Origin of the sequence: Arcicella gelida, assembly GCF_034931025.1 — a bacterium.
GTDB classification, from domain to species: Bacteria; Bacteroidota; Bacteroidia; order Cytophagales; family Spirosomataceae; genus Arcicella; species Arcicella gelida.
The window spans coordinates 20,662-41,464 of sequence record NZ_JAYGIL010000019.1 but is presented as its reverse complement, the minus strand read 5'-3'; the positions used below and the strand labels follow the sequence as shown (position 1 = coordinate 41,464).

General features: G+C 35.2%; 19 protein-coding genes. 8 read left to right on the top strand and 11 right to left on the bottom strand.

Annotated elements, in window-relative coordinates; all coding sequences use genetic code 11:
- Window positions 1-14: 14 nt before the first annotated feature.
- On the top strand, window positions 15-473 hold the full coding sequence (gene coaD, locus VB776_RS14995; RefSeq protein ID WP_323697544.1) for a pantetheine-phosphate adenylyltransferase: 459 nt from the start codon (window positions 15-17) through the stop codon (window positions 471-473).
- On the opposite strand, the gene VB776_RS14990 is transcribed toward coaD, so the two are convergent.
- A complete protein-coding gene (locus tag VB776_RS14990; RefSeq protein WP_323697543.1) occupies window positions 463-1,002 on the bottom strand; it encodes a MarR family winged helix-turn-helix transcriptional regulator in 540 nt (179 codons plus the stop codon). The two genes, coaD and VB776_RS14990, sit on opposite strands and share 11 nt — an antisense overlap.
- A 274-nt stretch (window positions 1,003-1,276) precedes the next feature.
- Here VB776_RS14990 and VB776_RS14985 point away from each other — a divergent pair, with 274 nt between their 5' ends.
- The 3 genes from VB776_RS14985 to VB776_RS14975 all read left to right on the top strand — a co-directional run bounded on the left by VB776_RS14985 (window position 1,277) and on the right by VB776_RS14975 (window position 5,415).
- Window positions 1,277-2,314 (top strand): HlyD family secretion protein, encoded by a 1,038-nt coding sequence (locus VB776_RS14985; RefSeq protein ID WP_323697542.1) that lies wholly within the window; start codon window positions 1,277-1,279, stop codon window positions 2,312-2,314.
- A 101-nt stretch (window positions 2,315-2,415) separates the two neighbouring features.
- Entirely contained in the window at window positions 2,416-3,999 is a 1,584-nt protein-coding gene (locus VB776_RS14980) for a DHA2 family efflux MFS transporter permease subunit (protein WP_323697541.1), read from the top strand.
- A gap of 81 nt (window positions 4,000-4,080) precedes the next feature.
- Window positions 4,081-5,415, top strand: coding sequence for a TolC family protein (locus tag VB776_RS14975; protein WP_323697539.1), 1,335 nt, complete (start codon window positions 4,081-4,083; stop codon window positions 5,413-5,415).
- A 70-nt stretch (window positions 5,416-5,485) separates the two neighbouring features.
- Here VB776_RS14975 and hmpA read toward each other — a convergent pair whose 3' ends face one another.
- The 3 genes from hmpA to VB776_RS14960 form a co-directional block, all read right to left on the bottom strand.
- The gene (hmpA, locus tag VB776_RS14970) at window positions 5,486-6,688 is read right to left on the bottom strand and encodes an NO-inducible flavohemoprotein (RefSeq protein ID WP_323697538.1); all 1,203 of its coding nucleotides are present in this window, start codon (window positions 6,686-6,688) and stop codon (window positions 5,486-5,488) included.
- 107 nt (window positions 6,689-6,795) lie between these two features.
- The gene (locus tag VB776_RS14965) at window positions 6,796-7,245 is read right to left on the bottom strand and encodes an RrF2 family transcriptional regulator (RefSeq protein ID WP_323697537.1); all 450 of its coding nucleotides are present in this window, start codon (window positions 7,243-7,245) and stop codon (window positions 6,796-6,798) included.
- A 237-nt stretch (window positions 7,246-7,482) separates the two neighbouring features.
- Window positions 7,483-7,674 (bottom strand): hypothetical protein, encoded by a 192-nt coding sequence (locus VB776_RS14960; RefSeq protein ID WP_323697536.1) that lies wholly within the window; start codon window positions 7,672-7,674, stop codon window positions 7,483-7,485.
- Between VB776_RS14960 and VB776_RS14955 the strand changes: the two genes are divergently transcribed.
- The gene (locus tag VB776_RS14955) at window positions 7,673-9,697 is read left to right on the top strand and encodes a carbohydrate-binding domain-containing protein (RefSeq protein ID WP_323697534.1); all 2,025 of its coding nucleotides are present in this window, start codon (window positions 7,673-7,675) and stop codon (window positions 9,695-9,697) included. The two genes, VB776_RS14960 and VB776_RS14955, sit on opposite strands and share 2 nt — an antisense overlap.
- Before the next feature lie 191 nt (window positions 9,698-9,888).
- On the opposite strand, the gene ald is transcribed toward VB776_RS14955, so the two are convergent.
- Window positions 9,889-11,001: an alanine dehydrogenase gene (ald, locus tag VB776_RS14950; protein WP_323697533.1), complete on the bottom strand. Its 1,113-nt coding sequence runs from the start codon at window positions 10,999-11,001 to the stop codon at window positions 9,889-9,891.
- 227 nt (window positions 11,002-11,228) lie between these two features.
- On the opposite strand from ald, the gene VB776_RS14945 reads away from it, so the two are divergent.
- On the top strand, window positions 11,229-11,687 hold the full coding sequence (locus VB776_RS14945) for an Lrp/AsnC family transcriptional regulator (protein WP_323697532.1): 459 nt from the start codon (window positions 11,229-11,231) through the stop codon (window positions 11,685-11,687).
- A gap of 162 nt (window positions 11,688-11,849) precedes the next feature.
- Here VB776_RS14945 and VB776_RS14940 read toward each other — a convergent pair whose 3' ends face one another.
- Window positions 11,850-12,950, bottom strand: a complete 1,101-nt coding sequence (locus VB776_RS14940; protein WP_323697531.1) for an NAD(P)/FAD-dependent oxidoreductase — start codon at window positions 12,948-12,950, stop codon at window positions 11,850-11,852.
- Between the two features lie 50 nt (window positions 12,951-13,000).
- Between VB776_RS14940 and VB776_RS14935 the strand changes: the two genes are divergently transcribed.
- Together VB776_RS14935 and VB776_RS14930 are read left to right on the top strand one after the other, a co-directional pair.
- Complete coding sequence (locus VB776_RS14935) at window positions 13,001-13,339, top strand: DUF952 domain-containing protein (RefSeq protein WP_323697530.1); 339 nt, start codon at window positions 13,001-13,003, stop codon at window positions 13,337-13,339.
- A 131-nt stretch (window positions 13,340-13,470) separates the two neighbouring features.
- A complete protein-coding gene (locus tag VB776_RS14930; RefSeq protein ID WP_323697529.1) occupies window positions 13,471-15,915 on the top strand; it encodes an endonuclease MutS2 in 2,445 nt (814 codons plus the stop codon).
- An 84-nt stretch (window positions 15,916-15,999) separates the two neighbouring features.
- Here the strand turns inward: VB776_RS14930 and VB776_RS14925 are convergent, their stop codons facing one another.
- The 5 genes from VB776_RS14925 to VB776_RS14905 form a co-directional block, all read right to left on the bottom strand.
- A complete protein-coding gene (locus tag VB776_RS14925; protein WP_323697528.1) occupies window positions 16,000-16,878 on the bottom strand; it encodes a YicC/YloC family endoribonuclease in 879 nt (292 codons plus the stop codon).
- 146 nt (window positions 16,879-17,024) lie between these two features.
- Entirely contained in the window at window positions 17,025-17,750 is a 726-nt protein-coding gene (locus VB776_RS14920) for a 3-keto-disaccharide hydrolase (RefSeq protein ID WP_323697527.1), read from the bottom strand.
- 81 nt (window positions 17,751-17,831) lie between these two features.
- Window positions 17,832-19,115, bottom strand: a complete 1,284-nt coding sequence (locus VB776_RS14915; RefSeq protein WP_323697526.1) for a metal-dependent hydrolase family protein — start codon at window positions 19,113-19,115, stop codon at window positions 17,832-17,834.
- A 106-nt stretch (window positions 19,116-19,221) separates the two neighbouring features.
- Window positions 19,222-19,617, bottom strand: a complete 396-nt coding sequence (locus VB776_RS14910) for an OsmC family protein (protein WP_323697525.1) — start codon at window positions 19,615-19,617, stop codon at window positions 19,222-19,224.
- Window positions 19,618-20,508 (bottom strand): pirin family protein, encoded by an 891-nt coding sequence (locus VB776_RS14905; protein WP_323697524.1) that lies wholly within the window; start codon window positions 20,506-20,508, stop codon window positions 19,618-19,620. It abuts the gene before it with no gap.
- Window positions 20,509-20,803: the final 295 nt, after the last annotated feature.

Sequence of the window (20,803 nt, the reverse complement as noted above, 5' to 3'; positions counted from 1 at the left end):
AAACAAACAAGATCGTGCAGAAAAAAATCGCATTCTTCCCTGGTTCATTTGACCCTTTCACGAAAGGACATGAAGATATTGTTGTAAGAGCATTGTCGTTGTTTGATGAAATTATCATCGGAATTGGACATAATAGTAGCAAAGCACGCTATTTCCCAATCGAAAAAATGATTACTTGGATTGAGGAAACATTTGAAGGAAAGCCTGTAAAAGTTGTTGCTTATAATAATTTAACGGCAAATATTGCAAAAGAAATGGGTGCTAATTTTTTAGTAAGAGGACTCAGAAACACAACAGACTTTGAATATGAAAACTCTATTGCACAAGTAAATCGTTTTTTAGTGGATGGCTTAGAAACTGTTTTTCTAATTACTTCTCCACATTTAGCACCCATTAGTTCAACTATTATTCGTGATTTGTACCGTTACGGAACTAATATTGATACTTTTTTACCTTATAATATCAATAAGTAGAAGGATTTGAATCTGCTAAATTCTGATTCAATAGACTTTTATCCGACATGAAAAGCGAATTGTTGCTATCATAATTACTAACAACGTCTGATAAAATATTCTTTAGCTGCTCTACTTTTTCAAGACCAATTACTTCCGCAAATTTAGATTCAATATTAGCGGTACATTCTTTCCAATGTAGCATCGTACTAATACCTTTATCGCTTAGTTTAACAATAAGTGTACGGGCATCATTTGGATGTTTTTCAATACTCACAAAGCCTTCGTCTTGTAATTCTTTCACTAATTTACTCATTGCTTGCTTGGTAACACCTGCCAATGAAGCCAGATTATTGATATTAGAACCTTCTAAATCAATATGAATTAAAGCAACCATGTGTCCAACTCTGAAATTAGTATAACCTTTTGCACGTAAAAATTCACTCGCAATTTCTCTTACTAAGCGATGGGACTTCGCAATCAAACGACCGATATGGCGATCTTTATCTTGTTTAAAAAGATAGAGTTCTGATAATTTATCCTCATTCATGGCTTTCTAAGCAACACGTTTTTTAATGTGTTGTTGGTTTTTATATGTCTTTATTACTGTTTGTATGGATTTAAGAAAATTAAATCTACTAAATTTTATACAAAGATAACATAAAAAAAATAATTGTCAATATACTTGACTAATTTAGTAAACTTAGTTTACCTTTGTGGCATCAAAAGATTTTATTGTCTGATTCTCACAGACTTTTTACTCAAGGAAAATCATTTTATTCAACGAATAATCAATCATTGTTATCTTAAAAATTATTAAAAGGATGAAAAATCAAAATCCAATTAAAGCTTATCTTCCTCGAATAATACTATTTTGTGTTTTAGCAGTAGGTTTATATTTAGGTTATAGCAAGTACCAATATGCACAAGTGCATGAGGATACAGACAATGCACAAGTAGAAACATATTTTGTTCCTGTTTTACCAAGAATGGCTGGGTATGTAAAATCTGTTTCAGTAAAAGATTATGATGTAGTTAAAAAAGACGAGTTAATCTTAGAGATTGATTCAGACGAAGCAAAGTTAGCTTTAGACGAAATGGAAGCCGATTTGTTACAAGCACAGACAGATGTTGAAAATGCAAAAGCAAATATTTCAAATTTGTCGATGACGATTAAATCAAGCGAAGCGAATCTGAAAGCTAATTATTTACGCAAAGAAAAAGCTAGAAAAGATGCAGACCGAGATGCCGCTTTGGTTTCGGAAAATGCCATTACTCGTAAACAAGGAGACGACAGTAAATCAGCTTATGAAGTATTGTCGGCACAGTACGATGCAGGTTTGGCAGATATTTCAGCAACAAAATCAAGAATGCCGATTTTACAAGCAGCTTTGCATAAATCAGAAGCTACTTTGGCAATAAAAAGAGTGAAAATTGAACAGCAAAAATTGAAACTTACTTATTCAAAAGTGTATGCTCCAACTTCTGGAAGAATCGGAAAGAAAAGTGTAGAAGCTGGTCAATTTATTCAAGCAGGTCAACCATTGATGACTATCGTGCAAGATACTACTTTTTGGGTAGTTGCTAATTTTAAAGAAACACAAGTAAGTCGTTTAAAAATTGGTGGAGAAGTAGAATTAAAATTAGATGCTTATCCAAACAGAATTTTAAAGGGAAAAATCATTTCAATTTCAGAATCAACAGGAGCAAAAACATCTTTATTACCTCCTGATAATGCTTCTGGAAACTTTGTTAAAGTAACGCAACGTGTCCCTGTGAAAATTGAAATCCATGATTTAGAAAAGAATAAGGATATTCTAAGAGCCGGTCTTTCATTAGAGGTAAGTGTAGAGATTAAATAGTGAGTGATTGAGTGAGTTGTGAATTAGTGATTTTAATTTACTAATTCAATGAAAATAATCACTCATTCACAATTCACTAACTAACAACTTAAAAAAGAGACATGGCTGCTAAAACAGGGTTTGCAAAATATATAATCGTTATCACAACGGTTACGGCAGCAATCATGGAATTGCTGGATACCACTATTGTAAATGTGGCACTCAATCAAATGGCGGGTTCTTTAGGCTCAACGATTGAAGATGTTGCTTGGGTGATTACTTCTTATGCCATTGCCAACGTAATCATCATTCCCATGACGGGATTTTTAGGAGAGTATTTCGGTAGAAAAACCTATTACCTTACTTCAATGGTACTTTTTGGAGTAGCGTCTTATTTCTGTGGAGCTTCAGATGGTTTATGGGAATTAGTTTTCTGGCGTTTTATTCAAGGAATTGGAGGTGGAGCTTTACTTTCTACTTCGCAAGCCATTTTATTTGATGCCTTCGACCCAAAAGATAGAGGAATTGCTTCTGGACTTTTTGGGATGGGTATCGTATTAGGGCCAACGTTAGGGCCAGCTTTAGGCGGTTATATTCTTGAAACGTATAATTGGTCACAAATTTTTTATGTAAATATCCCTATTTGTATCATTGCCACAATTTTAACCTTGATTTATATCGATAGAAAAGAAGGAGAAGGCGAGCGTAAACAGGAAATTAAAATTGATTATATCGGAATTTTACTGCTCATTATAGGTATTGGTGCATTACAATTTGTGTTAGAAAAAGGAGAATCTGAAGACTGGTTTGAATCAAGAATGATTGTTACCGTTAGTTTGATGGCAGCTGTTGGTATCATTGGTTTTGTTTGGCATGAACTCCACACCGAACATCCAGTAGTGAATTTAGGTATTTTTAAATATCGAATTTTCGCATTTTCTACAATGTTCAATTTGGTTTCAGGCTTAGGTTTGTTTACTTCTGCTTTTGTGTATCCAGTTTTGGTGCAAAGAGTAAATGGTTTTACTCCTTTAGAAGCAGGACTTTCTTTGGTAGCTCCGACGATGGCAGCCGTAATTCTTTTCCCGATTATTGGTAAAAGAATGGGAGCAGGGGCTTCGCCAATTCCTTTTATGATTGCGGGAATTTGCTTTTTTGTCTTCTTCGGTTTTTACAGTGGAACGGCTACGCCAGATATGGGCAAATGGGATTTTTTCCCGATGCAAATTTGTAGAACTATTGGTATTTCATTGTTACAATTGCCCCTCATCAATCAAGCTGTAGCAGGGTTAAAACCTAAAGAATATCCAGCGGGAATTGCACTTTCGAATATGATTCGTCAATTAGGCGGTGCTTTTGGTATTGCTTTGGCGAACAATTTCGCAACCAATCGTGCGGCACAACATCGCTCAGATTTAATGGCGAATATGACTACCGATAACCCACTTTTCAATGAAAGAGTAGCCAATGCCACCAAAAATATGATAGCTTCGACAGGCGATACTTTCAATGCTGTCACAATGGCATATAAGCAATTGGAAGCAGCGGTGGCTCGTCAGGCGTATTATTTGGCTTATTTGGATACTTTTAGACTGATTTCCATCTTCTTTATTTGTTTACTTCCTTTTGTGTTTTTACTAAGAACCAAGAAGTTGTCGCCAGAAGAAGCTGCTGCTATGGCAAAAGCTGCTGCGGAAAGCCATTAATAAAAGTGATGAGTTGGGAGTGAAGAGTGAGGAGTATTTTTCTCAAATTTTCTAATATGAACTTGATTAAATTTTCAAACAATGAAAATCAATAATAATTATATCGCTTCGTTTTTACTTTTTGCCGAAATATTGGTTGGACAAGAAGTATCAGCACAAGAAAAAACCGATGAGACGCTCAAGCAATTGGTGCGTTCAGCCATTGAGTATGCTCCAAAAATTAAGGAACAACAACAGATGGTTTCCATTGGAGATTATCGCACCAAAGTACAAGAATCGGCTTTGAAACCTCAGATTCAATCTGAAATAGGAGTAACCCGAATCGACCCAGTTGCAAAAGCTAATTTTGGCACGACTAATTTGCAGTTTCAACCCAATATGAATTACAATGCCAACATTGGTGCAAACTATGTATTGTACGATTGGGGTAAGCAAAATATCAATATCGAAAAATCTAAATTAGAAACTGAGCTTTCTAAAACTGGTGTTGAAGGCTTAAAAAACATTTATGCTTACCAAGTAGCCAATCTGTACTACGGAATTATTTACACACAAAAAGCGATTGAAGTACAAAAAGAGCAATTGAAATTGGTAGAAGATAATGGTAAAATTATCGGTGACCGATTAAAACAAGGTGATGCTTTAGACTATGACCAAGTATCTATTCAAGTAAGATATAAAAATGCGGAAAGCAGATTGACAGATTTACAAAGTCAGTTAGAACGTCAATACATTTATCTTTCTTCTTTAATTGGAAAAGATGCCCACGGAGTAATTCCAAACAATGCAGATTTCAATTTGGGATTAGCCGCACTGAGTACTGAAGAAGCTTTTAATCAGGCTCAGAACAGTAATTTTGATTTAAAAACCTTGAAAGACAGAGATTTAATTGCTGAGCGTGAAGTGAAAATTGCTAAAATGGGTTCAGCACCTTATATCGCTGCAAATGCTTCTTTGGGTTTAAGAAATGGTTATTTACCAAGAATTAACGGAGAAATTCCTCCAATTTCTGATGACTTTAAATTCGGAAGTACTGTAGGAGTGAAATTGACGATTCCTGTGTACTCAGGCAATAAAACGGCTCATCAAACTGAAATTGCAAGATTGAATCGTGAAATGTTGAAATACTCTGCTGAAGTAACTAATCAGAATTTAAAGCGTGATTTAGAAGCAGCTCAAAATGATTATAATACTGCAAAAAACAAATTAGAATTATCCGAACGCAATGTTTTTCAAGCTCAATACGCTTTGAAATTAGCCAATGCTCGATTTAAAAATGGAGTAATTACCAACGTGGAAATTGAAGCGTCACAGACTGCTTTGCGAGAATCACAACTTACTCAACTTCAATATCAGTACCAAATGTCGATTGCTCAATTAGAACTTAATCGTTTGACGGGAATCAAATTTTGGTAAATTATTTGAGACTGACTATCTTATTTAGTCAGTCTCAAATTCAATAAAGAAAGAACTACTTTTACTTTATTTAAGCTAAAGCTTCACTCGGTCCAAAGAATTCATAATGCAATTGTGATGCTGGAATTTCAGCACTTTCTAACATTTGTTTTACACTTTTCATAAAACCAACTGGTCCACAGAAGTAATATTCTGCATCTAAAGTGGATAATTTTTCTTTCAAAATATCAATCGTGAGTAAACCTGAAAATTCTTGAACTCCATCAGCAATATCTGTACTCAGTGGTTCGTCGTATAAGCTGATTGTTTGTAAAGAAGGTTTTTGTTTTGCCAATTTCTGGCTTTTTGCTTTGAAAGCATGCACTGACGAATTTTTAGCACATTGAACAAACAGTACTTCATTGTTTGCAAAATGGAAAAGCTCCATATACATACTCATTAATGGCGTAATACCTACTCCGCCCGCAATCAATACAATTGGCTTTTCAGTTTTTGCCAACACAAATTCACCCGCAGGAATACCTAATTTTACAGTATCGCCAACCACTAAATGGTCATGAAGAAAATTTGAGACTACTCCATCAGGACTTCCAGTTTCTCTTTTTACCGAGATTCTTAAAGTATTTTGCGTAGGGCAACCCGACAAACTATAATTTCTGGTGTGTAAATGTTCTAAATCTGGAATTTGAACACTTACTGCTATATATTGTCCTCCTTTGAAACTAGGTATTGCTGAACCATCAGCAGGTTTGAAGTAAAATGATGTAATATTGCTACTTTCAGCTTCTTTTTTCGTGATTGCAAATTCTTTTTGTCCTCTGAAACCTCCTTTTTTAGCTTCAGCATTTTGATACAATTGTTCTTCTTTTTTGATAAAAAGTGAAGCTAAATCTCCATAAGCTTCTGCCCAAGCGTCCATGATTTCTGGTGTTGCGGCATCTTGCAATACTTCTTTAATGGCTGCTAGTAAGTTTGCTCCAACAAGCTGATACATCGCTGGCGTAATGCTTAAACTACTATGTTTTTGAGTGATTTGCTCCACAGCAGCACTTAAAACAGCTAAATTATCAATGTTTGCAGCATAGGCATAAACGGCATTGGCTAAAGCTTTCGACTGTGTGCCATGTGTTTGATGCGTCATGTTGAATACATTTTTTAATTCTGGATGATTTTGAAATAAAAGCTGATAAAACACCTTAGTGATGCTTTCTCCATGAATAGCTAATACTGGGGCTGTTGATTTTACGATTTCAATTGTTTTTTGACTTGCCATGATGGTTTGAATTAATTTAAAATTGTTTAGATAAAGAATAAAAGACCTTTATGTCTTTTATTTAAAAATGAAAAGTACTTGAAATAAGGTTTAAAATTCATGAAATATTAAGCTTGATTTTGTACTGATGTTAAAAAAGTAAGTCCAGAAGTAAGTCCAGTAGCTAGTTCTTCTAAGCTTGTGCTTTCCAACAATTTTGTAATATCATTTCTGATTTTAGCGAATTGATTGTGAAGCGGACAAGGATTTTTAGCCGAGCAATTTTTAAGTCCAAGTCCACAATTGATAAAAATATTATCGCCATCAACAGCTTTCACAATGGCTGAAAGCTTTGTAGAACGCATTTTTTCTGGTTGAATTTCAAAACCTCCGTTGGGTCCTTTGATTGAATCTACCAAATGATTTTTTGAAAGTACTTGTAAGATTTTAGCCGTAAAAGCCTCTGGCGAAGAGATTTCATGAGCAATTTCTTTTATCCCCACCCTTTTATTTTCAAGAGATTGAGAAGCAATATAAATGCTTGCTTTAATGGCGTACTCACAAGTTTTGGAAAACATAAGAAAAATATTTCTGCAAATATAGTAATGAAAAAATAAAAGACAAAAAAATCTTTTATTTTCTTGCTACAATTTAACTAAAGTATTTAAAAGTTTTTAACAATGAATAATGACAATAAACTAAGGAGAAAAACTTTATGAAAGAGTAATTTTATCACTCAGATTTGCTGAAATTAATGACATTATAAATCCAAATGTTTAAAGAAATATCCTTTGGTTATTTAATCTAAATAAAAATTATTTCATATTTCCTGCAACGCTTTTTTTCTTTTGACGGTCATAATGTTTAAACGATTTTGAGTGACACAGCTTTTTCATTGATTGATGTACCAAACCTAACCATTTTAAAGTACAGATATTTTGAAAAACCAAGAATAGATTTTCTGAAAGCTTTTCACTGAAACACCAATATAAAACCTTCTTTCTCATGACTAAATCAAAATTATTTTATGCTCTTTTTTTAATTAGTACCATTATTTTTACTTCAGGAATAATTTCTTGTAAAACAGCTTCTGAAGACGAAGTAATTGAAACTGGTGAAGAAGTGATTGTGGACGGTGACTTTGATACAAAAACCCAAGACACCACTTTTGCCAACGCCGTAGTAATAAAATACTCAGGAACTACCGCTACAGTAACCAATCCTTTAGAAAGTTCGGGTGTAAAAGTCGTTGTGACCAACGGAAACGTTGTGGTTACTTCAACGACGACAACTACCGAAGTAAATTATGTTTTGTCGGGTTCGACTACGAATGGTAGTTTTAAGATTTACAGTGATTATAAATTTAATCTTGTTTTAAACGGTACAAGTATCGTTAATAGTAGCGGACCAGCTATTAATATTCAATCTGGCAAGAAAGTTTCTGTGAATTTATTGACTGGAACTAATAACCGTTTGGTTGATGGAAGTACTTATGCTACCAGTTCTGAAGATCAAAAAGGAGCTTTCTTTAGTGAAGGACAGTTAAATTTTGCAGGAACAGGTGCTTTAACTGTGATGGCAAATTACAAACATGGAATTTGTAGCGACGATTATATCGCCATTACAGATGGAACAATTACGATTACCAAAACGGTATCAGACGGTATTCATGCCAATGATTATTTTAAAATGAGTGGTGGCACTTTGAATATTACTGCTGCGGGCGATGGTATCGATTGTGAAGAAGGATATGTTGCTATTTCTGGAGGTAATATTACTGTAAATAATGTTGACGATGGAATTACGGCATCTTATGATGGGACGGATACAGCCATTACTCCTTATGTGTCAATTACTGGAGGAACAATTAATGTAACAACAACAGGAGATAAAGGAAATGCCATTAAAAGTGAAAGTTACACAACCGTCAATAGTAGTGGAGCAATTACTTTAAAAGTATCTGGGAGAGCATCAAAAGGTTTCAAAACGACGGGAAATTTAACCATTACGAATGCCAACGCTAATATTACAACTTCTGGAAATGCTTTTTATGATACTTCAGATGCAGATATTGCTTCGGCAGCAGGTATTAATTGTGATGCAAATTTTGTAATGGAACAAGGAACAGTAACAATTAATAGTACAGGAATTGCAGGAAAAGGTATTACGGTAGATGGTACTTCAACTATCAATGGTGGAACTATCAATATTATCACAAGTGGAACAGCTTTTACTTATAGTTCACAAGATAGCGAAGCTAAAGGGATTAAAAGTGATGGAGCTTTAGTGATAAACGATGGAAATATAACGATTTCGGCAGCAGATGATGGCATAAAATCAGATGCTTCGATAACAATTAATAAAGGAAATATTTCTATTACAAAATCTACAGAAGGCATTGAAGCTCCCAAAGTAACAGTCAATAACGGAACGGTAAACGTAGTTTCATCAGACGATTGTATTAATACAACGAATGGAAGTGGAGGAGAATCAAATGATGGAAGTTTAATGTCGTTTACTGGTGGATTAGTAACAGTAAGTTCAACTGGTGGAGACCCGCTAGATAGTAACGGAAGTATTGTAATGACTGGAGGAACAGTTGTGGTGCAAGGACCACCATCTCAGCCAGAAGTAGCGATAGACTATAATGGAACATTCAATATTTCAGGGGGCTTATTAATCGCTTCTGGACCCAATGCTAATAGTAGAATGCTTCAAGCAACCAGTACTACTTCTGCTCAAAATGCTGTATTGGTTAAATTAAATACTGCACAGTCTGCTGGTACTTTGTTTACTGTTCAAGATGCTTCTGGGAATAATTTGGTGACTTATACATCAAGTCGTTCTGCTTCTTATTTTATATTTTCATCGCCAAGTTTAGTAACAAATGCTACTTACAAAGTACTAACAGGAGGTTCGTATGCAAATGGAACAAATACTGGAGGTTATTACACTGGCGGAACTTATAGCGGAGGTACTCAGAAAGGAACGTTCACCGTTTCAAGTAAATTAACGACGGTGACGTATTAAACTTACGAATTGTGAATGACGAGTTCTGGATTTTCACTAAAACGACGATTCTTTTATAAAGAAATCAGTAATTGATTTTTAGTCAATTAACATAAAAAAACCTTTAGTTTCATAAACTAAAGGTTTTTTTACTTTTTTCAATCTTATTCCGAAAGCAAGTATGCTGATGGTTTAAGGCTCATAGCTAAAAACTACAATACACTCTCAAGACTTGAAAGCTCTAAGCCCCAAGCATCTGAAACGCCTTTGTAAACAATTTTTCCAGCTACAACATTCAAGCCTTTTTTCAACTCTTCGTTATCAGCACAAGCTTTTTTCCAACCTTTATTTGCTAACAGAAGTGCATAAGGCAAAGTAGCGTTTGTTAAAGCCAAAGTAGAAGTATAAGGCACAGCACCCGGCATATTAGCTACACAATAATGTACTACACCATCAATCACAAAAGTAGGATTTTCATGCGTTGTCGGCTGACAAGTTTCAATACAACCGCCTTGGTCAACGGCAACGTCAACTAAAACTGTTCCTTGACGCATTTCTTTTAACATTTCACGAGTAATTAAATGTGGTGCTTTTGCTCCAGGAATTAATACAGCCCCGATAATTAAATCAGAAACTTTAATCGCTTCACGAACATTGTATTCATTCGACATTACAGTGTCAACATTGGCAGGCATTACATCTTCCAAATAACGTAACCGTGGCAAGCTAATATCCATAATCGTTACGTTTGCTCCTAGACCTGCTGCCATTTTTGCCGCTTGCGTTCCTACGATTCCACCACCTAAAACCAATACGTTGGCTGGTTTTACACCTGCTACACCACCTAACAAAATACCTCTTCCACCCATAGGTTTCTCTAAATATTTTGCTCCTTCTTGAATCGCCATTCTACCCGCTACTTCCGACATTGGTACTAATAATGGCAAAGAGCGGTCTGTTTTTTCAACAGTTTCGTAAGCCAAACAAATCGCTTTGCGTTCAATCATGGCATGTGTTAATGGCTCAGAAGAAGCAAAGTGGAAGTAAGTAAAAAGTAACTGATTTTCTTTGATTAAATTATATTCAGAAGCAATCGGCTCTTTTACTTTGCAAATCATTTCAGCAATGGCATATACTTCTTCGATGGTTGGTAAAATACTTGCGCCAGCTTTTACATATTCTTCATCCGAAAAACCGCTTCCTAAACCTGCTTGTGTTTGAATATAAACTGTATGACCGTTCTTTTTGAATTCTGCAACGCCCGCAGGAGTTAATGCAACACGGTTCTCATTGTTCTTAATTTCTTTTGGTACACCGATAATCATGGGATTGTGGGGTTAATTTCTGCTTTTCTGTTATTGGCTAAACCAATCATGCCCAATAACAGAATTGCAGAGATGTTTGTAAATGAAGTATGTACAAAGTTAAGAATACAGGAAATAGTTTTACATTTGTTGAATAAATAAGGAATTAGTAGTTAGATTTAGGTTTTTTCACGAAAAAAATCCTGTATTAAGTAAATATTACCTTTCTGTAAAGTAAATTTTTCTTTATGACTTTAGATGCGACAGATTTGCGGATTCTTCAATTGTTACAAGAGAATGCCCAACTTACGATAAAAGAAATCTCAAAGCAGATTAATTTATCGATGACACCCACCCACGACCGCATCAAAAGGTTGGAACAAGAGGAAATCATTGAGAAGTATGTGACGATTTTGAACAAGAAAAAACTTGGAAATCCACTCGTGGTTTATTGTAGCATTACCTTGGATAAACAGCAAAAAAATCATTTTGAAGAATTTGAGGAAGCCATCAAGCAATTTCCTGAAGTAATAGAATGCAGTGTAGTTTCTGGAAGCTATGATTATTTGGTAAAAATCATCGCCAAAGATATGGAAGCTTACAACGAATTTTATCAGAAAAAGCTATCCGCTTTACAAAGTGTTGCCCATATCAGTAGTTCCTTCGTGATGTCGGAGGTGAAGAATACGACGGTACTGCCTTTGTGATTTTGGATGTCAGATTTCGGTCGTCGGATTTCGACTTTCAGTCATCAGAATTCAGCATTTTGATTTGTGGAGAATAAATTCTCTCAGCGAAGCACAACAAAATAAATCCAAAGTCTGATAGCCGACGACTGAAATCTGACATCCACAATCCAACATCCAAAATCAAATCACTTCCCCATGCGTTGCCCTAATAATCATTCCCAAAGCAGGTTTGAAGTTTTTTAAACTCAGTAAAGCGATTTCAGAAAGTACTTCGTTACCAAATAGTTTTTGAACCGTTCTTCCCACCCAAAGTCTTTGAGCAAAGGTTTTTTGCCAAGCTTTTTGATAGTTTTCTTCTAATTGCTTTCGGTCATCAAAGTATTGTAAAAGATGTTCTGATAAAATTTTTGCTCCATGAATCGCCATTGCCATGCCGTTGCCACACAAAGGCGTAATCAAACCAGCAGCGTCGCCAACCATCAAAATATGATTTTCGATAGTCGTTTTAGGAGCGAATGAAATTTCATTAATTACTTCTGGCTTGTCGTAAAGAAATTCAGATTCTGTAAATATTTTTTTGAGATGAGGATTTTTCCAGAGAATATTTTTCTCCATTTCGGCAATTGTCCCATGTTGGCGGAGGTTTTCACGGGTTGTTAAATAACAAAGACAATACTTGTCGCCTTCGATGGCGGAAATGCCACAATAACCATCTTTGAAATTATGAAGGGAAATTAAATCTTTCGGAAAATCGGTTTTGATATGATACTTTACGCCAATGTAAGGACTTCTTTTTCCGAAAAAATCTCTCTTTAAAGTGGCATCCAATTTCGTTCTTTTTCCATAAGAACCAATTACGTATTTAGCTTCAAAATTTTCAGTATTGGTACTTAGGGTAAAATGATTATCTTGAAATTCAACATTTTCAACACTCTTTTCTAATAAAAAATCAACGCCATTTTTGATTGCTAATTGATACAATACTTCATCAAAAGTATAGCGACTAATACCAAAACCGCCTAAATCAAGATTGGTTTCAAGAACTTTTCCCGAAGGAGAAGTAAATTGAAACCGTGAAATTTCTTTATAATTTAGCAAACTAAAATCGACTCCAAGCGATGCTAAGAATGGTCGGGTTTCGTTGGAAATGTATTCGCCACAAACACGATGAAAAGGGTAGCTTTTTCTTTCAATCAGTAAAACTTTTTTACCTGCTTTTGAAAGTAAAATACTATTGACGAGTCCAGCTAAACCGCCGCCAACGATGATGATGTCGTACATAAATTTTATTTTTTACCAATTAGCTCAGAACAATGTAGTAAATTTAGGCTATGAAACCAAGACTTTATCATATTGTAAGCCCAGAATGGTGGGCTAAGTTTTCGGATTTAGATGATTTTGAATCAGAAACGTTTTTAGTAGAAAAATTTATACATCTTTCTACTTTCGAGCAAGTACAAGGAACGCTCAATAATTATTTTGTGGGCAAACCGCACTTGTTGTTATTGCATCTTGACATTGATGCTTTGAGAGCCGAAACTCGTTTTGAAGACGTTCCTCATGGTGGAACTTTTCCGCATTTATACGGGAAACTGAATAAAAGTGCCATTACAAAAGTGGAAGATTTACTTCCAAATCCAGACGGAACATTTACTTTTCCTGCTGAATAGCACAATATCGAAATCAAAATTTCAGAAACCCCGTAAGTAATTTTTACTTCACGGGGTTTCTTTAGTATTTAAACCTCAGAACTTTGTGTAATGTTTGATGGTTTCATTAAAAGCAATTATTTTAAAAGAGCATGTTATACCCACAAAATATAGAACAAAAATTAGGCTTCGACCGCATCAGAGAACACTTGAACGAATTGTGTGTGAGTTCGCTGGGAAGAGCCTTTGTCAACAAAATTCGTTTTGCTGATAATTACGATTTAATCCAAAAAATGATTCGGCAAGTAGCTGAAATGAAAGATATTTTGGCTTTTGAGCCTCAAGCTTTTCCTTCACAGAATTATCTTGATGTAAATCTTCAACTTTCAAAAGCAGCAATCGAAGGGGCTTTTTTGACAGAAGAAGAGTTTTTCGACCTCAAACTTTCGTTAAGAACTATTCAAGAATGTTTGCGTTTTTTCGATAATAAAGAACCAGAAGCCTATCCGCAATTGAGAGAATTAGTCGTAACGGCTTTTTCTGCTGATTTGAACCTTCGTCAAATCTTGGATTCTTTAGATAAAGTAATCGACGACCGTGGCAAGCTGAAAGATAATGCCAGTCCTGAATTACAAAGTATTCGTCGTAGAATTCAAAGTCAGGAAATTGATTTACGTAAAAAATTAGAAAGTATTCTGAAAAATGCACGTTCAAATGGCTGGATTTCAGATGATTTTTCTTTGACTTTACGTAGCGGAAGAATGGTAATTCCTATCGCCGCTGAACACAAACGTAAAATTAAAGGTTTCGTTCACGATGAATCAGATACTGGAAAAACAGTATTTATGGAACCGACGGAAGTACTGGAAGCCAATAACGAAATCCGTGAATTAGAATCAGCTGAAAGACGAGAAATTATCAGGATTTTGATGGAGCTTACGACGAGAGTACGCCCTCACGTTCCCGTTTTGCGAAAAGCTTATACCTTTCTCGGCATCATAGATTTTATCAGAGCCAAAGCTCGTTTGGCGATTGAAATCAACGGAGTAGCTCCTTTGAGTTTGAACAGCCAAATTGTAGATTGGAAAAATGCGGTTCATCCATTATTGTTTCTTTCTTTCAAAAAACAAGGGAAAAAAGTACAGCCACTGACGATAAAATTGGATTCAGAACAAAGAATTTTATTGATTTCTGGACCAAATGCAGGAGGGAAGTCAGTTACTTTAAAAACTTTGGGCTTGGTGCAATATATGTATCAATGTGGTTTGTTAGTGCCAATGTCGGAGTATTCTACGATTGGAATTTTCAGAAGTGTATTTATTGACATTGGCGATGAGCAAAGTTTGGAAAATGATTTAAGTACTTATTCGTCTCACCTGACGAACATGAAGTACTTTTTGATTAATTCAGATAGAAAAACCTTGTTTCTGATTGATGAATTTGGAACAGGTACAGAACCAACTTTGGGAGGAGCGATTGCCGAAAGCATTCTGGAAGATTTGAATCGTTCGGGAGCTTATGGAGCAATCAATACGCATTATACAAACCTCAAAACCTTTGCCGATAAAACAAAAGGATTGGTCAACGGAGCGATGCGTTATGATGCCGAACACCTTGAACCTTTGTACGAATTAGAAATCGGAAAACCAGGAAGTTCTTTTGCGATAGAAATTGCTTATAAAATTGGTTTGCCCAAAGCGATTATTGATAAATCGAAGCAAAAAATTGGTAATCAGCAAGTGAGTTTCGAGAAATTGATTAAAGAATTAGAAATTGAAAAGAAGGTATTTGCTGATAAAAACGTTGAAAATGCTCAGAAACAACGTAAACTTGACCAATTATTAGAGCAATACAACTCGCTGAAATCGTATTTAGAAACTGAAAAGAAAACGATTTTAAATACTGCCAAAATCCAAGCGAAAGAATTAATCAAAAACACGAACCAGAAAATCGAAGCAACGATTAAGGAAATTCGTGAGCAAGGAGCAGAAAAACTGGCAACCAAAGAAATCCGACAAGATTTAGTGGATTTCCAGCAAAGTTTAGTACTTGATAAAGTAAATACAAGTGCTAAAAAGCCAACGCCAAAAGAGGAGAAAGAAAAAGAAGAACGGGAAGAAATTGAAGTGATTTTAGGCGAAATTTCGGTTGGTTCTTTGGTAAGAATCAAAGGTCAAGAAGCTTTGGGTGAAGTATTAAGTTTAAGAGGAAAAGATGCTGAAATTGCCATTGGTGATTTGAAAACGACGGTAAAAATTAATCGTTTAGAAAAAATTTCTCGTAAAGAATACAAACAGAAAATTTCACCAAGTACTAAAATTGTTGGCGTTGATATGAATGATAAAATGATGAATTTTTCATTCAATCTTGATTTGCGTGGAAAACGTGGCGAAGAAGCTTTGGTGGAAGTCGATAAATTTATGAATGATGCGATTATGGTTGGTTATGACGAACTCAGAATTGTTCACGGAAAAGGTGATGGAATTTTGAGAAATCTCATTCGTCAGCATCTCAGAGGTTATAAACAAGTAGCTGGAACACAAGACGAACATGCCGATAGAGGAGGAGCAGGGGTTACTTTGGTGAGTATGCGATAAAACGGTTATCAGTTACCCGTTAATTGTTATTAGTATTATTGCCTAAATGCTGATAACAATTAACGGATACACAGTTAACAACCTTTATAAAACATTCGAAGTTTGTTCTTTAATTTTCTCTAATTCATCTTTCATATTAATAACCATTCTTTGAATTACAACATCGTTTGCTTTTGAACCAATCGTATTGATTTCACGACCAATTTCTTGGCAAAGGAAATTTAGTTTTTTGCCATTTCCTTCTTTCAATACTTCTTTGAAATAAACCAAATGCGTTCCTAAACGTACTTTTTCTTCAGAAATGTCGTACTTCTCGATATAATAAATTAATTCTTGTTCGAATCGATTTTTATCAAAATCATCTGCTTCCAATAAATCAGTAACTGATTTTCTTAGACGTTCACGAACGGCGGGAATTCGCAATTTGTCTTGCTCTTCTACTTCTTTCAGGAGTTCGCCGATTTTATCAATGTATTCGATAAATTTATTTTTTACGATTTCTCCTTCACGTAAACGAAATTTTGTACATTCTGCAATGGCTTGATTGACCGATGACAAAATGGTTTTCCATTCTTCTTCAGCTTGTTCTTCCGAAACCGTTTCAGTATTATAAGCATTTGGTAAAGTAAGGGCGATTTTGAACAATTCTGTATTATCAGCTATTCCATAAATGCTAGAAGATTCTTGCAAATCTTTCATGTAAGCTTCAACCAATGGACGGTTGATACTTGTTCCCGAACTGGCAACATCAGTGTAATTGATTGAAAGGTTGAATTCAATTTTACCACGTTCTAAGGATTGAGTAAGTAAGTTTCTTACTTCTATTTCTCTGAAAGACAGACTTTTAGGGATTCTGCAATAAATATCTGTAAACTTAGAATTCAGCGTTTTTACTTCAGCAGTAACGGTTAAAGATTTTGCTTCTATCACCGATTTGCCAAAACCTGTCATTGATTTTAACATTATATAATAATTTAGAAAACGTGGATGTCTTTGTATGAATAATGGTGCAATATACAGAAAATAAAAGTGTTATAAAGCAAAAAACTGTAAGTGACATGCTTTCATGTACTTACAGTTTTTTGCTTTTTTTCTCCCTGAAATTTGACCTATATTTCTTTGATTTTGATGTTTCTAAACCAAACTTTATTACCATGATCTTGGAATACGATATGTCCTTTTGTGAAAGTACCCCAGTTTTCCATGCCTTTGAATTTACTGGCAGCTACTAATTTTTTATACTCTTCGCTACCAATTGTGTATTCAATGACCATTCTGCCGTTTACGAATAATTTTACATGACCGTTCTTTTGCTCAATCATTACTTTATTCCATTCACCAACTGGTTTTACGTTTTCTGGTTCATATTTGATTAAATCGTATAAATTACCAGCTCTGTGCTTGTCGATTTTACCATCTGCATGACCATCGTTATCTAACACTTGAAATTCTGGGCCAGTAAACCAAGAATATGGATGTTTTACAGCATCGTCTTCTTGTGCATTGAAGATAATTCCAGAGTTACCACCTTCAGAAATTTTCCAGTCGCAAGCTAAGATAAAGTTTTCGTAAATTCCATCAGTAGTTAACTCTCCACCACCTTTAGTATTCCAACCGTCCATTTGACTGTTGTCTAGCATAATAGCATCATCAGAGATTTTCCAAGCTGGACCAAGGTCTTTTTTATTGAAATTTCTCCAACCATTTAATGTTTTACCGTCAAAAAGGAGTTTCCAGCCTTGTTTTTTTTCTTTGGCTGTCAAGGTGTTAGGCTTCTGAGCAGTAGCTGATAAAGAAGCGAACAACAAAGTAATGATAACAAATAGATTTTTCATGTTCATTAATTGAAATAATAGTATTGTTTAATTGGCGTCTAAATTAAGCATTTTAGTGAATTATTCAATCCTTATTTATGCTTAAAGGCTTTTGTAAACAACTCCATCTTTCATCACAAACGATACTTTTCGCATTACTTTTATATCTTGTAATGGATTGCCATCAGTCGCAATAATGTCTGCAATTTTACCTATTTCAATAGAACCCGTTTCTTTTTGAGTACCTAAAATGATGGCTGGAGTCATCGTCGCAGCCTTAATCGCTTCCATCGCTGGCATTCCTGCTTCAACCATGTATTGAAACTCATAAGCATTATAACCATGAATAGAAACGCCAGAATCTGTTCCAAAAGCAATTTTAACTCCTGCTTTGTAAGCTTTAGCAAAAGTAGCCTGAATTAATGGTCCAATTTCCAAAGCTTTCGGTGCAACTAATGGATGAAAGTAACCTGGGATTTTAGCAGAATCGCCAACAGTTTTACCTGCAATAATGGTTGGAACATAATAAGTGCCATTTTTTTTCATCAATTCAATAACTTCGTCGTCCATGTAAGTACCATGTTCAATGGTTGTTACTCCAGCTTTTACGGCTCTTTTCATACCTTCAGTTCCGTGTGCATGAGCTGCCACATGGAAACCGTAATCTTTAGCTGTTTCAACAATTGCTCTGATTTCTTCTTCGGTAAACTGTGGAGCTTTACCACTTTTTGCCAAACTTAATACGCCACCTGTAGCTGTAATTTTAATACAATCTGAACCTTCTTTATAACGTTGACGAACCGCTTGACGACATTCATCTACACCATTTACAACGCCTGTTAAATATCTTGGCTCTAGCGATAATTTATCCGCTAAAGCATTTGAAGGGTCGCCATGTCCGCCTGTTGTGGCAATAATTCTGCCCACAGTATAAACTCTTGGTCCAATCGTAGTACCTCTATTGATGGCATTTCTTAAGGCAAGATTTACGCCTGAACCTCCCAAATCTCTTACCGTAGTAAAACCTGCCATTAAAGTAGTTTTTGCATACTTTGCAGCATCGAATGCAATATCGGCATCATTTTGTTGATAGCGTTTTATCGCCCCACCTTTGCTAGTTTCTTCTTCCAAATGTACGTGCATATCGGTGAGTCCGGGCATTACAGTTTGGTTTTTTAGATTGATAACTTTATCTGTTCCTGTCGGAGCAGTAAAGCCTTTTTGAACAGCAATAATCTTTTTGCCTTCAACAACGATGGTTACTTGACTTTGTGCTTCATTTTGAATGCCGTCGATAAGTGTACCACAGTGAACAAGGGTTTTTTGTGCAAAAGAAGCGGTACTTAGCAGACAGAGTCCTGCTAGTGTAAGGATTTGTTTTTTCATTTGTTGATATTATTAATAAAGGTAATGGATTGGATGATGTTATAAAAATAGAAAAATAGCACAGAATACCATGCTATTTTAGTTAGAATTATCATTTTTTTTTGAACTATGAAGTTAATTCGGTGCTAACTTCTATCGGATTCGTTAATATTTTATGAACAGGACAACTATTAGCGATGGTGAGTAACCTCGCTTTTTGTTCTTCATCTAAATTGCCAATCAATTCTATTTTTCTATTGAAGAAGGATTTATTGGCTGTAGCATCTCTATCAAAAGTTACTTCAACTTTTACTTCTGCTAAATCCCAAGCTTTTCTGTCGGCATACATGCGTAAGGTTGCCGAAGTGCAAGCCGCTAGTGCAGCCGCTAAAAGTTCTTTAGGATTAAACCCTAAATCTTTTCCACCTACTTCAACAGGTTCGTCTGTAATCAGCGTATTCGTAGCAGTTTGAATAGTAGTTTTGTAAAGTTCTTTGCCGATTTGTGCGTGTACTTTTTCCATTTATTTATTTTTTAAAGGATGAGCTTGTGGAAGAGGAACGAAGGTAGTTTCGCCCGGAACTTTAGGGAAGCTTTGTTCAATCCATCTAGTCTTGGCATCTTCAATTAATTCTTTGGTTGAGGCAACAAAATTCCAATAGATATATCTTTCTTCAGGAAAAGGTTCGCCTCCAAAAATATACACAGTAGTATTTTCAGCCATGTCAAAACTGCATAATTTACTATCATTAGCAATCAAAATATGCTTGGGTTCATAGCTATGTCCTTCGCTACTAATACTTCCTTCTAAAATATACAAGGCACTTTCTCCAAACAAATCATCACCAATATTGATTGTCGTAGCGTTTGTCGTTTTTATCTCTAAAAAATATAAAGGACTATAAACTGGCACTGCCGATTTTTTACCAAAAGCTTCTCCAGCAATTAATTTAAAAGAAACGCCATCGTTTTCCCAAGTAGGAATTTCTTCCTCTGTAATGTGTGCAAAACTTGGTGACATCTCTTCAAGTTCTTTGGGCAAAGCAACCCAAATCTGTAAACCATGCAAGTTTTTATCAGAATGACGTAAATATTCGGGTGTTCTTTCTGAGTGGACGATGCCATTGCCAGCAGTCATCCAGTTTACTTGATTGGGTTTTATTTCTATGGCTGTTCCTAGGCTGTCTTTGTGCATCACACTTCCTTCAAAAAGATAAGTCAGCGTAGAAAGCCCGATATGAGGGTGTGGACCAACGTCTAAATTCTCATGGTCACTTAATTTTGCTGGCCCCATGTGGTCTATAAAACAAAATGGACCAACCATTCTTTTCTCTCTAAAAGGTAATAATCGTCCCACCATGAAATTCCCAATATTACTTGGTCTTTCTTCGATGATTAATTTAATGTTAGACATTGTTCTTTCGTTTTTAGGTTTTTCTTTTTGAGTATTTTGAATCACCAAAGATGCAAGTTTTCTGGAATACCTTGATTTATTTGTGAGGTAATTTTAAATAGCGGATGTAAATATTTTTAAAGAAAGTCTGTAGAAAGAAAATCAGTTTTCTCCTTCAATACCATCGCAAAGGTTTTATAACTATTGCTAACAATTTTTTACAGAATTATCATTAATTTGCAAAAACAATGTGTTGTAAATACGTGATTGTTAATCGCTTTCAAACGTTTTACTTCCCAAGAACAATCCATTTTTA

Coding starts and splice junctions, on each gene's coding strand:
- VB776_RS14990 (WP_323697543.1), bottom strand. CDS start 1,002: ATGAATGAGGATAAATTATCAGAACTCTATCTTTTTAAACAAGATAAA.
- VB776_RS14985 (WP_323697542.1), top strand. CDS start 1,277: ATGAAAAATCAAAATCCAATTAAAGCTTATCTTCCTCGAATAATACTA.
- VB776_RS14980 (WP_323697541.1), top strand. CDS start 2,416: ATGGCTGCTAAAACAGGGTTTGCAAAATATATAATCGTTATCACAACG.
- VB776_RS14975 (WP_323697539.1), top strand. CDS start 4,081: ATGAAAATCAATAATAATTATATCGCTTCGTTTTTACTTTTTGCCGAA.
- hmpA (WP_323697538.1), bottom strand. CDS start 6,688: ATGGCAAGTCAAAAAACAATTGAAATCGTAAAATCAACAGCCCCAGTA.
- VB776_RS14965 (WP_323697537.1), bottom strand. CDS start 7,245: ATGTTTTCCAAAACTTGTGAGTACGCCATTAAAGCAAGCATTTATATT.
- VB776_RS14955 (WP_323697534.1), top strand. CDS start 7,673: ATGACTAAATCAAAATTATTTTATGCTCTTTTTTTAATTAGTACCATT.
- VB776_RS14960 (WP_323697536.1), bottom strand. CDS start 7,674: ATGAGAAAGAAGGTTTTATATTGGTGTTTCAGTGAAAAGCTTTCAGAA.
- ald (WP_323697533.1), bottom strand. CDS start 11,001: ATGATTATCGGTGTACCAAAAGAAATTAAGAACAATGAGAACCGTGTT.
- VB776_RS14945 (WP_323697532.1), top strand. CDS start 11,229: ATGACTTTAGATGCGACAGATTTGCGGATTCTTCAATTGTTACAAGAG.
- VB776_RS14940 (WP_323697531.1), bottom strand. CDS start 12,950: ATGTACGACATCATCATCGTTGGCGGCGGTTTAGCTGGACTCGTCAAT.
- VB776_RS14935 (WP_323697530.1), top strand. CDS start 13,001: ATGAAACCAAGACTTTATCATATTGTAAGCCCAGAATGGTGGGCTAAG.
- VB776_RS14930 (WP_323697529.1), top strand. CDS start 13,471: ATGTTATACCCACAAAATATAGAACAAAAATTAGGCTTCGACCGCATC.
- VB776_RS14925 (WP_323697528.1), bottom strand. CDS start 16,878: ATGTTAAAATCAATGACAGGTTTTGGCAAATCGGTGATAGAAGCAAAA.
- VB776_RS14920 (WP_323697527.1), bottom strand. CDS start 17,750: ATGAAAAATCTATTTGTTATCATTACTTTGTTGTTCGCTTCTTTATCA.
- VB776_RS14915 (WP_323697526.1), bottom strand. CDS start 19,115: ATGAAAAAACAAATCCTTACACTAGCAGGACTCTGTCTGCTAAGTACC.
- VB776_RS14910 (WP_323697525.1), bottom strand. CDS start 19,617: ATGGAAAAAGTACACGCACAAATCGGCAAAGAACTTTACAAAACTACT.
- VB776_RS14905 (WP_323697524.1), bottom strand. CDS start 20,508: ATGTCTAACATTAAATTAATCATCGAAGAAAGACCAAGTAATATTGGG.